Genomic DNA, 14,014 nt, shown 5'->3' with positions numbered 1-14,014 from the left:
GATCCGGCCACACTGCCCCGCGCCCGCCCGCCGCCGCCTGCGGCACGTCCCGGGTGCCGTGCAGCATGCGACGCCGGGTGCGCGGATACCATAGCCTGAAGGGCATGTGATGACAGATAACAGCTACGATCCGGGCGCCGAGGGCACCAAGATGTCCTTTTCGGACGCGATGTCATATAGCGATTACCTGAGGATAGATGAGCTGCTGTCGCTGCAACAACCGCTGTCCCCGGCGCATGACGAGATGCTGTTCATCATCCAGCACCAGACCAGCGAGCTGTGGATGAAGCTGGCGATCCGCGAACTCTCGAGCGCGCGCGAGGCGCTTCTTTCCGGCCAGCTTCCGGCGATGTTCAAGATGCTCGCCCGGGTCACGCGGATTTTCGAGCAGCTCAATTCCGCCTGGGACGTGCTGCGCACCATGACGCCGGCCGATTACACCCGGTTCCGGGATTCGCTGGGCGCATCCTCGGGGTTTCAATCCTATCAATACCGGATGATCGAATTCATTCTAGGCAACCGGAATGCAAACATGCTGGCGCCGCATGAGCATGTGCCGCAGGTCCGCCAGATGCTCTCGGACGAGCTCGCGCGCCCCAGCCTGTATGACGAGGTGGTGCGCCTGTTGTTCCAGACGCTGGATGGCGGCACCGACGGGATGCCCGCGCCGCAACTGCGTCAGCCGCACGCGGCCATGCCCGAAATCCAGGAGCGCTGGAAGCGGGTCTATCAGGATGTCGAGACCTATTGGACGTTATATGAGCTGGCCGAAAAGCTGGTCGATCTCGAAGATTACCTCCGCCGCTGGCGGTTCAATCACGTCACTACGGTGGAACGTGTCATCGGCTTCAAACGTGGCACCGGCGGCTCTTCGGGCGTGCAATACCTGAGGCGGATGCTGAGCGTCGAGCTGTTTCCCGAACTGTGGCACCTGCGCGGAGAATTGTGATGACCGACCTGCCGAAAAAAGAGCTGTTTTCCCTGCCCGAGGGGGTGATCTACCTCGATGGCAATTCGCTCGGCCCGTTGCCGCGCAAGGCGCGCGCCCGCGCTGCGCAGGTGATCGACGCCGAATGGGGGCAAGAGTTGATCAAGGCCTGGAACACCGCCGACTGGATCGGGCTGCCCAAGCAGGTGGGCGACCGGATCGGCGGGCTGGTCGGCGCGCCCGAGGGGACGATCGCCACCGGCGACACGCTGTCGATCAAGGTGTATCAGGCGCTGGCGGCCGCGTTGAAGATGCGCCTGGACCGCAAAGTCATCCTGTCGGACAGCGGCAACTTTCCCTCCGATCTCTATATGGCGGAGGGGCTGATCGAGACCATCGACAAAGGGCTGGAGCTGCGCACGCCGGCGCCCGAGGCGGTGCTGGAGGCGATCACCGACGAGGTTGCCGTGGTGATGCTGACCCAAGTCGATTACCGCACCGGCAGGATGCATGACATGCAGGCGCTCACCCGGGCGGCCCATGCCGCCGGGGCGGTGATGATCTGGGATCTGGCGCATAGTGCCGGTGCGGTGCCGGTGGATCTGATGGCGTCCGAGGCCGAATTTGCCGTCGGCTGTACCTACAAATATCTCAACGGCGGCCCCGGCGCGCCGGCCTTCATCTACGTGCGGCCGGACCTGATCGAGACGGTCGAACCGGCGCTGTCCGGTTGGATGGGCCATGATGCGCCCTTTGCCATGGAGCGGCACTATCGCCCGGCCATGACAACCGAAAGGCTGCGCATCGGCACGCCGCCCATCGTGCAGCTTTCGATCCTTGATGAGGCGATGAACATCTGGGAGGGCGTCGACATGGCCGAGATCCGGGCCGCGTCGATCGAATTGTCCGAACTCTTCATCCGTGAGATCGAAGCCCGCTGCCCCGATCTGACCCTGGCCTCGCCCCGCGATCCGCAACAGCGCGGTTCGCAGGTGTCCTTTGCCTTTGACAACAGCTATCCGGCGATGCAGGCGCTGATCGCGCACGACGTCATCGGCGATTTCCGTGCGCCCGACATAATGCGTTTCGGCTTCACGCCGCTCTATCTCGATGCCGATGACATTCTGGTTGCCGCCGGGCGGATCGAGCGGGTGTTCCGCGACGGGTTGTGGCGGGATCCGGCCTATCAGACCCGGTCGCGGGTGACCTGACGGGCCGGTCAGGGCTGTCCGGCCAGGAACATCGGCCCGCCGCGATGGCGCGGGAAGCCGTAGCCGTTCACCATCACCACGTCGATATCCTCGGCCCGGCGCGCGGTGCCATCGGCAAGCACTGCGCGCGCTTCGGCCTGCATTGCATCCAGCAGGCGGCGCATGATGTCGGCCGGGCGGTCTGCCGTGCGGCCCTGCCGCGCGCGCTCGGCCGCGATCATCCCGCGCACGGTCTCTGACGGCACCGGCCTGCCCTCGACGTAATCGTACCAGCCGGCGCCGGTCTTGCGGCCCAGGCGGCCGGCCTCGCAGATGCGGTCGGCGATCGCGACGTAGCGCTCGTTCGGATCGCGCGTGGTGGCGCGGCGTTTGCGCATCGCCCAGCCGATATCCAGCCCGGCCATATCCTGCATTTCGAAGATGCCGATCGGAAAGCCGAAATCGCGCATGGCGGCATCCACTTCTTCGGGCCAGGCGCCGTCCTCGACGATGTACTCCGCTTCGCGACGATAGGCCGACATGATGCGGTTGCCGATGAAGCCGTCGCAGACCCCGGCGAACACGCCGATCTTGCCCAGCCGCTTGGCAAAGGCCGCCGCACTGGCAACCACCGTGTCGGCGACCGCATCGGGCAGGACGATTTCGAGCAGTTTCATCACATGCGCGGGCGAAAAGAAGTGCAGCCCGATCACCCGGGAGGGATCATCGAGGGTCGCGGCCAGTTCATCGATATCGAGATACGATGTGTTGGTGGCCAGGATCGCGTCGGGCCGGGTGGCGGCCTCAAGCTCGGCAAACACCGCTTTCTTGACCGCCATCTCCTCGAACACCGCCTCGATCACCAGATCGGCCTGCGCCAGCGCAGCATATTCCGTGCCCGCCGCAAAACGGTCGAGCGTGACCGCGACGGCGGCGGCATCCTGACCTTCGCGCCGCGCGCTTTCCTCCACCATCTCGCGCACCCGCCTGGCGCCGGCCTCGGCGGTGGCTGCGTCGCGTTCGACCATCCGCACCTGAAACCCGCGCCGCAAACAGGCGGTGGCGATGCCGGCGCCCATCGTGCCGCCGCCGACAACGCCGACCTCGGCGATCTCGCGGGCCGTGCCCTTGGTGCGCGGGTCCGACAGGCTGCGCCGTTCGGCGAAGAACACATGGCGCAGCGCCGCACATTGCGGGCTGGACTTGAGCCGCAGGAACCGCGCGCGCTCGGCTTGCAGCGCGTCCTCCGGCGGTGCGGTCAGGGCCTGCGTCACGGCCTCGACCGCCTCGGCCACCGAAACCTGACCGCGCGCCTTGGCGACAAGCCTGGCGCCGATCCCGGCGAGCGTCCCGGCGTCGAAGGGCCGTACCGGCCGGCTCAGCGTCGGCACCGTCCCGGTGGCATTGCGGGCGCGCGTCAGGGCGGCTTGCAGCAGGTCGTCGCCGGCAATCACGTCGATCAGACCGGCGCTCAAGGCGTCCTGCGCGGTAATCGGCTTGCTCCCGGCAATCATCCGCAGCGCCAGATCGCCGGGCACCAGACGCGGCAGGCGTACCGTGCCCCCGGCCCCCGGGATCAGCCCGAGTGTCACTTCGGGCAGACCCAGCCGGGTGCCCGGGGCGGCGATGCGGATGTGACAGCCCATCGCCACCTCCAGCCCGCCGCCCAGCACCGTGCCATGCAGCGCCGCGATCCAGGGTTTGTCAGAGGCTTCCACGGCCGCAATGACATCCGGCAGATGCGGCGCTTGGGGCGGGGCGTCAAACTCTGTCGCATCCGCTCCGGCGATAAAGGTCCGCCCGGCACAGCGCAGCACGACGGCGGCGACCGCCGGGTCGCGCTCCAGCGTTTCGATCCGGCTCAGAAGCGCCGCGCGCACCGCCTGCGAGGTGACGTTGACCGGCGGATTGTCGATGGTGACGATGGCCAGATTGCCGTCGTGGGTCAGCTCTACCGTCATGGATCGGCCTTTCGAACGGGTCGGGCGCATTGATATTAGTTTAGGCCTAAAATTTCAAGCTTGAAATAAAATTCGGTCAGGTTAATCTTGCAGGCGAGCAAACCAGGGAACTTGGATCATGCGCATTGCCTGCCTGGGCGGAGGGCCGGCCGGCCTGTACTTCGCCATTTCGATGAAATTGCGTGATCCCTCGCACGAGATCACGGTGATCGAGCGCAACAAGGCAGATGATACCTTTGGCTGGGGCGTGGTGCTGTCGGACGAGACCTTGCAGAACCTCGCCGCCAACGACCCGGTTTCGGCCGCCGCCATTCAACAGCATTTCGCCTATTGGGATGACATCGCGCTGCATTTCAAGGGCGAGCGGATCGTCTCGTCCGGTCACGGCTTCTGCGGTATCGGGCGCCGGCAATTGCTGCTTCTTTTGCAGGAGCGCGCCCGCGCCTTGGGGGTGGCGCTGCGTTTCGAGACAGAGGCCGCCTGTGCCGAGGACTACCGGAGCAAATATGACATCGTGGTGGGCTGCGACGGGCTGAATTCGCGGACACGCGCGCTCTATTCCGACACCTTCAAACCCGATGTCGAGGAGCGCCAGTGCCATTTCGTCTGGCTGGGCACCCGCCAGACCTTCAAGGACGCCTTCACCTTCATCTTTGAAGAGACGGAGCACGGCTGGGTCTGGGCGCATGCCTATCAGTTTGACGATGACACCGCGACCTTCATCGTCGAATGCGCGCCCGAGACCTTCGAGGCCTGGGGCTTCGGCCGGATGAGCCAACAGGAGTCGATTGCGGTTTGCGAAAGGATCTTTGCCCGCCATCTCGGCGGCCACAGCCTGATGACCAACGCCACCCACATTCGCGGCTCGGCCTGGATCCGCTTTCCCCGGGTGCTGTGCGAAACCTGGCATCACGAGAATGTCGTGCTGATGGGCGACGCGGCGGCGACGGCGCATTTCTCGATCGGATCGGGGACCAAGCTGGCGCTTGAAAGCGCCATCGCGTTGGCGACCTTGCTGGACAGCGAACCGACCATCGACGCTGCCTTCGAGAAATACACCGATGCCCGCAGGCTCGAGGTGCTGCGGCTGCAATCGGCGGCGCGCAACTCGCTGGAATGGTTCGAAGAGGTCGAACGGTATTTCAATCTCGATCCGGTTCAGCTCAATTATTCCATGCTGACCCGGTCGCAGCGGATCAGCCACGAAAACCTGCGCGCGCGCGACAAGGCCTGGCTGGAAAGTGCCGAGCGCTGGTTTCTGGCCCGTGCCGGGGTGGCGCAGGACACGCCGCTGCGCAGCCCGATGTTCGCGCCTTACGCCTTGCGCGGCATGCGGCTCAAGAACCGCGTCGTCGTGTCGCCGATGGCGCAGTACATGGCGAAAGACGGCTGTCCCACCGACTGGCACCTGACCCATTACGGCGAACGTGCCAAGGGCGGCGCCGGGCTGGTCTATACCGAAATGACTTGCGTCAGCCCCGAGGGACGGATCACCCCCGGCTGCCCCGGTCTCTATACCGCCGAGCACGCGGCAGCCTGGCGGCGGCTGACCCGCTTTGTCCACGAATATACCGACGCCCGGATTTGCTGCCAGATCGGACATTCTGGGCGCAAGGGCTCGACCCAACTCGGCTGGGAAGAGATGGACGCGCCGTTGAAATCCGGCAACTGGGAGACGGTCAGCGCCTCGCCCATCCCCTGGTCCGATGCCAACCCCGTCCCGCGTGAGATCACCCGGGCCGAAATGGACGAGATCCGGGGGCAATTCGTCGCCGCCGCCGAAATGGCCGACGGTGCCGGCTTTGACATGATCGAGCTGCATGCCGCGCATGGCTATCTTTTGTCCTCCTTCATTTCGCCGGTCTCCAATCGGCGCACCGACACCTACGGCGGCCCGCTGGACAACCGCCTGCGCTATCCGCTGGAAGTCTTTGCCGCGATGCGCGCGGTCTGGCCCGAGACCAAGCCGATGTCGGTCCGCATTTCCGCCAATGACTGGCTGGGCGACGAGGGTGTGACGCCGGACGAGGCCGTCGCCGTCGCGCGTGCCTTCCGCGCGGCCGGGGCCGATCTGATCGATGTTTCGGCGGGCCAGACCAGCAACCGGGCCCGCCCGGTCTATGGCCGCATGTTCCAGACCCCGTTCAGCGACCGCATCCGCAACGAAGCCGGCATCCCGACCATGGCGGTGGGCAATATCTACGAGGCCGATCACGCCAATTCGATCCTGATGGCGGGTCGGGCCGATCTGGTGGCGGTGGGCCGGCCACATCTGGCCGATCCCTACTGGACGCTGCATCAGGCTGCCCTGATCGGCGACCGCGCCGCGCCGGACTGGCCCTTGCCCTATCATGCCGGGCGCGACCAGTTGTGGCGGCTGGCCGACCGCGATGCCGAACAGGTGCGGGCATGAGACGGGTTCTGGTCACCGGCGGCGGCACTGGCATCGGCCTCGCGATCGCCCGGGCCTTCGCGGCGGCCGGCGAGGGCGTCACCATTTCCGGCCGGCGCGAGGCGCCGCTGCGCGCTGCGGCTGCGGCCGGCGGGTTCGACTGGATCACCGCCGATGTCACCTGCGAGGACGACATGCCCCGGTTGTTCGCCCGGCCCTTTGATGTGGTCGTGGCCAATGCCGGCAGCGGCCAGCCCGCCAAGATCGCCGACCTGACGCTGGCACAATGGAACGCGACGCTGGCCGTCAACCTTACGGGCACCTTCCTGACCTTCCGGGCGGCATTGGCCGGGATGCCTGTCGGCGGACGGTTGATCGCCCTCGCCTCCACCGCCTCCTTGCAGGGCGGCGCGGCGATCCCGGCCTATGCGGCGGCCAAGCACGGGGTGCTGGGGCTGGTGCGGTCGGTGGCGCAGGACGTGGCGCGGCGCGGCATTACCTGCAACGCCATCTGCCCGGGTTTCGTCGATACCGACATGGCGCAGGCCGCCACCGAGGGGCTGATGAAACGCTTCGACATTCCCCGCGACGAGGCCGTCGCGCGGCTGGTCGGCGGCAACCCGATGCGGCGGTTGATCGACCCCGAGGAGGTGGCGGCGACGGCGCTTTTTCTGGCCTCGGAGGGGGCCGCCGCGATCAACGGCCACGCGCTCAGCATTTCCGGAGGCGAGATATGACACTTGACGACAAGATTTCGACCGACACGCTGTCGAAAACCCGGCTGCGCCTCTGGCTGCGGCTCCTCAAGCTGACCCGCAGCATCGAGGCCGAGTTGCGCCGCCGGCTGCGTGATCAACATGGCACGACGCTGCCCAGGTTCGACGTGATGGCGGCACTGGCGCGCCATCCCGAGGGGCTGAAGATGAGCGAGCTCTCGACATTCCTGCGGGTGTCGAACGGCAATGTCACCGGCGTTGTCGACCGGCTGACCGAAGATGGGCTGGCCTGCCGCGTGGCCTTTCCCGGCGACCGCCGGGCTCAGGTGGCGCGGCTGACCGAAGCGGGCAAGGCGGAATTCGCCGCGCTGGCGGTCGATCACGAAAGCTGGATCAACGACATGCTGGACGGGTTCGATGAGGACGAGGCGCAACATCTCCTGGCCCTGCTCAGCGCATCGAGGGAGGGAGGACCCAGACCATGACAGGCACCCAGGCCGAACATTTCCGCTGCACGGTGGCGGGTGGCATTGCCCGCATCGCGCACGACCGGCCCGAGCGGAAGAACCCGTTCACCTTCGACAGTTACGCCGCGCTGCGCGACTGGTTTCGCGGGCTGGCCTATTCCGAGGACATCCATGCCGTGGTGATCCTGCCCAATGGCGGAAACTTCTCTTCCGGCGGAGACGTCCATGATATCATCGGTCCGCTGACCCGGATGAGCATGAAGGAGCTTCTGGCCTTTACCCGGATGACCGGTGATCTGGTCAAGGCGATGGTGCATTGCGGCAAGCCGGTCATCGCCGCCGTCGATGGCGTCTGTGCCGGGGCCGGGGCGATCATGGCGATGGCCTCGGATCTGCGGCTGGCGACACCCGAGGCAAGGACTGCCTTCCTGTTCAACCGCGTCGGCCTCGCCGGCTGTGACATGGGCGCTTGCGCCATGCTGCCCCGGATCATCGGACAGGGCCGCGCGGCAGAGCTGCTTTACACCGGGCGGGCCATGTCCGCCGAGGAGGGCGAGCGCTGGGGCTTCTTCAACCGCGTGGTCGCGGCCGAGGCGCTCGAGGGCGAAGCGGTGAAACTGGCCGAACGCATCGTCGCCGGGCCGACATTCGCCAATTCCATGACCAAGACGATGCTGGCGCAGGAATGGAACATGAGTCTGGATCAGGCGATCGAAGCGGAGGCGCAAGCCCAGGCGATCTGCATGCAGGGCCGCGATTTCACCCGCGCCTACGAGGCCTTCGTGGCCAAGGAAAAACCGGTATTCGAGGGCGACTGATGGCTGACACATCTTACCGTTCCTGGCCGTTTCTGGACGAGGCGCATCGCGACTGGGCCCGGCAAGTCGAAACCGTGGCCGCCGGGCTCGAGATCGACCACAGTGACACCGATGCGGCCTGTCGCCGGCTGGTCCAGGATCTGGGCGCGGCGGGGCTCTTGCAGGCCACCGCGAGCCCCGATGGCGCGCTCGAGGTGCGCAATCTCTGTCTCGCGCGCGAAATCCTGGCGCACCACGACGGGCTGGCCGATTTCGCCTTTGCCATGCAGGGGCTGGGCACCGGGGCGATTTCGCTGTTCGGCACCGAGGCGCAGAAATCGCGCTGGCTGCCAAAAACCCGCGCCGGCAAGGCGATTTCGGCCTTTGCCCTGACCGAGCCGGGCTCGGGCTCCGACGTCGCCAATTCCACCATGACGGCCCGCCGCGAGGGTGATGATTACATCCTCAATGGCGAAAAGACCTGGATCTCGAATGGCGGGATCGCCGATCTCTGCACGCTCTTTGCCCGCACCGGCGAGGCCCCGGGGGCCAAGGGGCTTTCCGCCTTTGTCGTCCCCGCCGATCTGCCGGGGTTCGAAATCACCGAGCGGCTCGACACCATCGCGCCGCATCCCCTGGCCACCCTGCGTTTCACCGAGTGCCGGATTCCCGCCAGCGCGATGCTGGGCGCGCCGGGGCAGGGGTTTCGCATCGCCATGTCCGTGCTCGACGTGTTTCGGCCGACGGTCGCGGCGGCGGCGCTGGGATTTGCCCGCCGCGCGCTGGACGAGGCGCTTGCTCGCGTCGACAGCCGGCACGTGCAGGGCGCGCCCCTCTTCGATCTGCAAATGGTGCAGGGCCATCTGGCTGACATGGCACTTGACGTCGATGCGGCGGCGCTTCTGGTCTATCGCGCGGCCTGGGCCAAGGACACAGGCACGCCACGGATCACCCGCGAAGCGGCGATGGCCAAGCTTTTTGCCACCGATCACGCCCAGATCGTCATCGACAAGGCGGTACAGATCTTTGGTGGCGAGGGGGTGCGCTCGGGCTCCACGGTCGAGACGCTTTATCGCGAAATCCGCGCCCTGCGCATCTACGAGGGCGCTTCGGACGTTCAAAAAGTCATCATCGCCCGCGCCGCCCGCGCGGCCCATCAGGGAGACCGCGCATGACACTCCGCCCCTCCGGCCACGTCGACACCTTTGCCCGCGACAACCTGCCCCCCGAAGAGAACTGGCCCGACCTGCTGCTTGACGGTTTCGACTATCCCGACCGGCTGAATGCCGCCGTCGAGCTGACCGATGCGATGGTCGACAAGGGCTTTGGCGACCACACGGCCCTGATCGGCAACGGGCGCAGGCGCACCTACAAGGAGCTGACAGACTGGACCAACCGCCTGGCGCATGTGCTGGTCGAAGACCTTGGCGTGCAGCCCGGCAACCGGGTGCTGATCCGTTCGGCCAACAATCCGGCCATGGTGGCCTGCTGGCTGGCCGCGACCAAGGCCGGGGCCGTGGTCGTCAACACCATGCCGATGCTGCGCGCCGGAGAGCTGGTGAAATATGTCGAAAAGGCCGAGGTCCAGTTCGCGCTCTGCGATACCCGGCTGATGGAGGAAATGACGGCCTGTGCCGGAAAATGTCCGAGCCTGAAATCGGTCATGGGGTTTGACGGCACCTCGAACCACGAGGCCGAGCTGGACCGGCTGGCGCTGGAAAAGCCGGTGCATTTCGACGCGGTCGACACGGCACAGGACGACGTGGCGCTTTTGGGCTTCACCTCCGGTTCGACCGGCGCGCCGAAGGCGACGATGCATTTTCACCGCGATCTGCTGATCATCGCCGACGGCTACGCCAAGGAAGTTCTGGGCGTGACGCCCGAGGATGTCTTTGTCGGCTCGCCGCCGTTGGCCTTTACCTTCGGATTGGGCGGACTGGCGATCTTTCCGCTGCGCTTCGGGGCCGCTGCGACGCTGCTGGAAACCGCCTCGCCGCCTAACATGATCGAGATCATCCAGAAATACCGCGCCACCGTCTCCTTCACCGCGCCGACGGCCTATCGCGTGATGTTGCAGGCGATGGAAGAGGGCGCGGACCTGTCGTCCCTGCGGGCGGCGGTGTCGGCGGGCGAGACATTGCCCAAGCCGGTCTATGACGCCTGGATCGCCCAGACCGGCAAACCGATGCTCGACGGGATCGGGGCCACGGAAATGCTGCATATCTTCATTTCGAACCACTTCGACGATCATCGCCCGGCCTGTACCGGCAAACCGACCGCCGGCTATCAGGCCAGGGTTCTGCAAGAGGATGGGCGCGAAGCGCCACGCGGCACGATGGGCCGGCTTGCCGTGCGCGGCCCCACCGGATGCCGCTATCTGCGCGGCGAGCGGCAGACGGAATATGTTCAGGACGGCTGGAACATCACCGGCGACAGTTTCGTGCAGGACGAAGAGGGCTATTTCCACTTCACCGCCCGCAGCGACGACGTGATCGTTTCGGCCGGCTACAACATCGCCGGGCCCGAGGTCGAGGCTGCGCTGCTGGCCCATCCCGACGTCTCCGAATGCGGCGTGATCGGTGCCCCGGACGAGACCCGCGGCATGATCGTCGAGGCGCATGTGGTGCTGATGCCGGGTGTCACGCCCTCGCAGGAGCTGACCACGCGCTTGCAAGAGCACGTCAAGGCCACCATCGCGCCCTACAAATATCCCCGGGCGCTGCGCTATGTCGACAGCCTGCCCAAGACGTCGACAGGCAAGATCCAGCGCTTTTTGTTGCGGGCGAAGGACTGAGGCATGGCCTTCGAGATCGCGCAGAAGGTGCTGTTTCGCCATTGCGACCCGGCGGGGATCGTTTTCTTTCCGCGCTACTTCGAAATGATGAACGATTGTGTCGAGGCCTTCTTTGACGAAACGCTGGGCTGGCCCTTTGCCGAGGTGCACAAGACGGCCGCCGTGCCCACGGCCGAAATCCGCACCCGGTTTCAGCGGCCGAGTTTTCACGGTGATCGGCTGACCCTGCGACTGGTCATCACCCATGTCGGGCGAAGTTCGCTCGGCTATGACATGCGTGCGATTTGCGGCGAAGAGCTGCGTTTTGCCACTGAGGCCGTGCTGGTGCATGTCGACGGGGCGGGCAAACCAGCGCCCTGGCCCGAAGAGATCCGGCAGACACTCCTGCCCTTGAAGGAAGCGAACCATGACACATGAGATCATTCACCCCGAAGGCTGGCTTCCCGCCAAGGGCTATGCCAACGGCGTTCTGGCCAAGGACGGCACGCTGCATATCGGCGGCCAGATCGGCTGGGACGGCACCAAGCAATTCGTTGGCGGCGGCTTTGTCGGCCAAATGCGGCAGGCACTGAAAAACATCGCGGCCATCGTCGAGGCGGCGGGCGGGCAGGTGTCGGATGTTGCGCGTCTGACCTGGTTTGTGACCGACAAATCGGTCTATCTTGCCCATCAGGCCGAGGTCGGCGCGGCTTATCGCGAGGTCTTTGGCAAGCATTTCCCGGCCATGTCGATGGTGGTCGTCGCCGATCTGATCGAGGATGAGGCGCTGGTGGAAATCGAAGCCACGGCGCATATCGGATGATGGAGCCGGTCTATATCTGCGATTACCTCCGCACGCCGATCGGCCGTTACGGCGGTGCGCTGGCGACGGTGCGCAACGACGATCTCGCCGCCCTGCCGGTCACGGCGCTGATGGCGCGCAACCCCGGGCTGGACCCGGCGGCGGTGGATCAGGTCATCTTTGGTGCCGCCAATCAGGCAGGCGAGGACAACCGCAACCTCGCGCGCATGGTGGTGCTGCTTTCGGGCCTGCCCGAGAGCGTTCCGGCGGTCACCGTGAACCGGCTCTGCGCCTCGGGCATGGATGCCGTTGTCGCCGGCGCGCGTCAGATCCAGGTGGGTGAGGCCGATCTTGTGATTGCCGGCGGCGCCGAGAGCATGAGCCGCGCGCCCTTTGTGATGCCGAAGCCCGAAACCGCCTTTTCCCGCGCCGCCGAAATCCACGACACGACCATCGGCTGGCGGTTCGTCAATCGCCGGATCGCCGCGCAATACGGCACCGAGTCGATGCCGGAAACCGCTGAGAACGTGGCCGAAGCCTTTGACGTGAGCCGCGCCGACCAGGACCGCCTGGCGCTATCCAGCCAGACCCGCGCCGCCCGTGCGATTGCCGACGGGCGTATGGCCGAGGAAATCCTGCCGGTCCCGGTCGCCGGACGCCGTGGCCAGATGACCGAGGTGACGCAGGACGAACACCCGCGCGAGACCACGCTGGACAAGCTGGATGGGCTCAGGGCCATCTGCCGCGATGGCGGCAGCGTGACCGCCGGCAATGCCTCAGGGGTCAACGATGGTGCGGCGGCGCTGATCCTGGCGTCGGAACGGGCGGTCGCGGCGCAGGGGCTGACGCCGCTGGCCGAATATCGCGGCGCGCAAAGCGCGGGTGTGGCGCCGCGCGTGATGGGCATCGGCCCGGTGCCGGCGGTGCAAAAGCTCTGCGCCCGGCTCGGCATGACGCCGCAAGAGTTCGACCTGATCGAATTGAACGAGGCCTTCGCAGCGCAGGCCATCGCCGTCTGTCGCGAGCTGGGTCTCGATCCCTTTGCCGCTCACGTCAATCCGCGTGGCGGGGCGATCGCGCTGGGCCATCCGCTGGGCATGACCGGGGCGCGGCTGATCGGCACGGCCGCCCTGGCCATCGCCCGCGGGGAGTCGCGGCGGGCCCTGGCCACACTCTGCGTCGGTGTGGGTCAGGGGGTGGCCGTCGCCCTGCGCGCACCCTGATCAGAGCACAAGAACCTTCAGCGGCATCCAGATCCCCATGACGATCATCATCAGGTTTTCGGTCAGGGAAACGAACCCGAGGGGCACGTTGCTGCTGCCGCCGACACAGGCGCATTTCAGCTCGCGCCGATCGATGTAGACCGCCTTGAAGACGGAGACCGCGCCGACCGTGCCGATGAAGAGCGCCACCGGCGCCGACAGCCAGGTCAGCGCCCCTGCGACCATGAGGATGCCGGCAAAGGCTTCGCCGAAGGGATAGATATATCCGTATCGCACCCAGCGCCGGGCGAGGAGGTCGTAGTTCAGGAACATCGTCGAAAAGCTTTCGACGTCTTGCAGCTTCTGAACCGCAAGGAAGCACATCGAGATCGCGATGAACCATTCGGCGGCGCGTAGCGTCAGGATCGAGCCGAACATCTCCCAGCTCAGGCCAAGCGCCATCAGGAAGGCGACGGAGAAGATGGCGATGACCGGCTGATAGCTGGTCTCGTCGGCATCCTGCGTCTCCTTGCCAAAGTGGACGCGCAGATCGTCGTAGCCGCCGATCCGCTCATCCCCGAGCCAGGTCTGGGGTGTGGTCTCGACGCCATGTTTCTCCATGAAGGCATCGGTTTCCTCGCGGGTGGTCAGGTGGTGGTCCTCGACCGCATATCCCTCTCTCTCCAGAAGAGCCTTGGATTTCAACCCGTAGGGACAGAGGTGATCCGGCATGGCCATCCGGTAGAGTTTCGCGGTGCGCGAAGCGGGGTTTGTCTGCTTGTTCAT

13 protein-coding genes are annotated in these 14,014 nt (G+C 66.0%); 11 read left to right on the top strand and 2 right to left on the bottom strand.

Annotation, left to right across the window (positions count from 1 at the left end; translation table 11 throughout):
- The first annotated feature begins 109 nt into the window (after positions 1 to 109).
- Both AC0J5K_RS19700 and kynU read left to right on the top strand, forming a co-directional pair.
- Positions 110 to 949 (top strand): tryptophan 2,3-dioxygenase, encoded by an 840-nt coding sequence (locus AC0J5K_RS19700; protein WP_074837077.1) that lies wholly within the window; start codon positions 110 to 112, stop codon positions 947 to 949.
- Entirely contained in the window at positions 949 to 2,139 is a 1,191-nt protein-coding gene (gene kynU, locus AC0J5K_RS19695) for a kynureninase (RefSeq protein WP_283646361.1), read from the top strand. Before AC0J5K_RS19700 ends, kynU begins: the two co-directional genes overlap by 1 nt.
- Before the next feature lie 8 nt (positions 2,140 to 2,147).
- Here the strand turns inward: kynU and AC0J5K_RS19690 are convergent, their stop codons facing one another.
- Positions 2,148 to 4,079 carry a 3-hydroxyacyl-CoA dehydrogenase NAD-binding domain-containing protein gene (locus tag AC0J5K_RS19690; RefSeq protein ID WP_420398550.1) on the bottom strand — a complete coding sequence of 644 codons (1,932 nt, stop codon included), beginning with the start codon at positions 4,077 to 4,079 and terminating at the stop codon, positions 2,148 to 2,150.
- Between the two features lie 118 nt (positions 4,080 to 4,197).
- Here AC0J5K_RS19690 and AC0J5K_RS19685 point away from each other — a divergent pair, with 118 nt between their 5' ends.
- From AC0J5K_RS19685 to pcaF, 9 genes are read left to right on the top strand one after another with little or no spacing between them, the layout of a single operon-like run.
- The gene (locus AC0J5K_RS19685; protein ID WP_283638653.1) at positions 4,198 to 6,492 is read left to right on the top strand and encodes a bifunctional salicylyl-CoA 5-hydroxylase/oxidoreductase; all 2,295 of its coding nucleotides are present in this window, start codon (positions 4,198 to 4,200) and stop codon (positions 6,490 to 6,492) included.
- Positions 6,489 to 7,208: an SDR family NAD(P)-dependent oxidoreductase gene (locus AC0J5K_RS19680; protein ID WP_074837081.1), complete on the top strand. Its 720-nt coding sequence runs from the start codon at positions 6,489 to 6,491 to the stop codon at positions 7,206 to 7,208. Before AC0J5K_RS19685 ends, AC0J5K_RS19680 begins: the two co-directional genes overlap by 4 nt.
- Positions 7,205 to 7,672 carry a MarR family winged helix-turn-helix transcriptional regulator gene (locus AC0J5K_RS19675; RefSeq protein WP_420398551.1) on the top strand — a complete coding sequence of 156 codons (468 nt, stop codon included), beginning with the start codon at positions 7,205 to 7,207 and terminating at the stop codon, positions 7,670 to 7,672. Before AC0J5K_RS19680 ends, AC0J5K_RS19675 begins: the two co-directional genes overlap by 4 nt.
- Positions 7,669 to 8,472 (top strand): enoyl-CoA hydratase family protein, encoded by an 804-nt coding sequence (locus AC0J5K_RS19670; protein ID WP_283644072.1) that lies wholly within the window; start codon positions 7,669 to 7,671, stop codon positions 8,470 to 8,472. The genes AC0J5K_RS19675 and AC0J5K_RS19670 overlap by 4 nt, the downstream gene beginning before the upstream one ends.
- The gene (locus AC0J5K_RS19665) at positions 8,472 to 9,626 is read left to right on the top strand and encodes an acyl-CoA dehydrogenase family protein (protein ID WP_274590337.1); all 1,155 of its coding nucleotides are present in this window, start codon (positions 8,472 to 8,474) and stop codon (positions 9,624 to 9,626) included. Before AC0J5K_RS19670 ends, AC0J5K_RS19665 begins: the two co-directional genes overlap by 1 nt.
- Positions 9,623 to 11,245: an AMP-binding protein gene (locus AC0J5K_RS19660; protein WP_283638654.1), complete on the top strand. Its 1,623-nt coding sequence runs from the start codon at positions 9,623 to 9,625 to the stop codon at positions 11,243 to 11,245. Before AC0J5K_RS19665 ends, AC0J5K_RS19660 begins: the two co-directional genes overlap by 4 nt.
- Before the next feature lie 3 nt (positions 11,246 to 11,248).
- A complete protein-coding gene (locus AC0J5K_RS19655) occupies positions 11,249 to 11,662 on the top strand; it encodes an acyl-CoA thioesterase (protein ID WP_283644070.1) in 414 nt (137 codons plus the stop codon).
- Positions 11,652 to 12,047, top strand: coding sequence for a RidA family protein (locus tag AC0J5K_RS19650; RefSeq protein ID WP_048535073.1), 396 nt, complete (start codon positions 11,652 to 11,654; stop codon positions 12,045 to 12,047). The genes AC0J5K_RS19655 and AC0J5K_RS19650 overlap by 11 nt, the downstream gene beginning before the upstream one ends.
- Positions 12,047 to 13,249: a 3-oxoadipyl-CoA thiolase gene (gene pcaF, locus AC0J5K_RS19645; RefSeq protein ID WP_283638684.1), complete on the top strand. Its 1,203-nt coding sequence runs from the start codon at positions 12,047 to 12,049 to the stop codon at positions 13,247 to 13,249. Before AC0J5K_RS19650 ends, pcaF begins: the two co-directional genes overlap by 1 nt.
- Here the strand turns inward: pcaF and AC0J5K_RS19640 are convergent, their stop codons facing one another.
- Positions 13,250 to 14,014 carry a MauE/DoxX family redox-associated membrane protein gene (locus AC0J5K_RS19640; RefSeq protein ID WP_283638655.1) on the bottom strand — a complete coding sequence of 255 codons (765 nt, stop codon included), beginning with the start codon at positions 14,012 to 14,014 and terminating at the stop codon, positions 13,250 to 13,252.

Source organism: Marinovum sp. E3 (genome assembly GCF_055755275.1).
The sequence above is the reverse complement of the archived record's forward strand: the minus strand, read 5'-3'. Positions and strand labels throughout refer to the sequence as shown.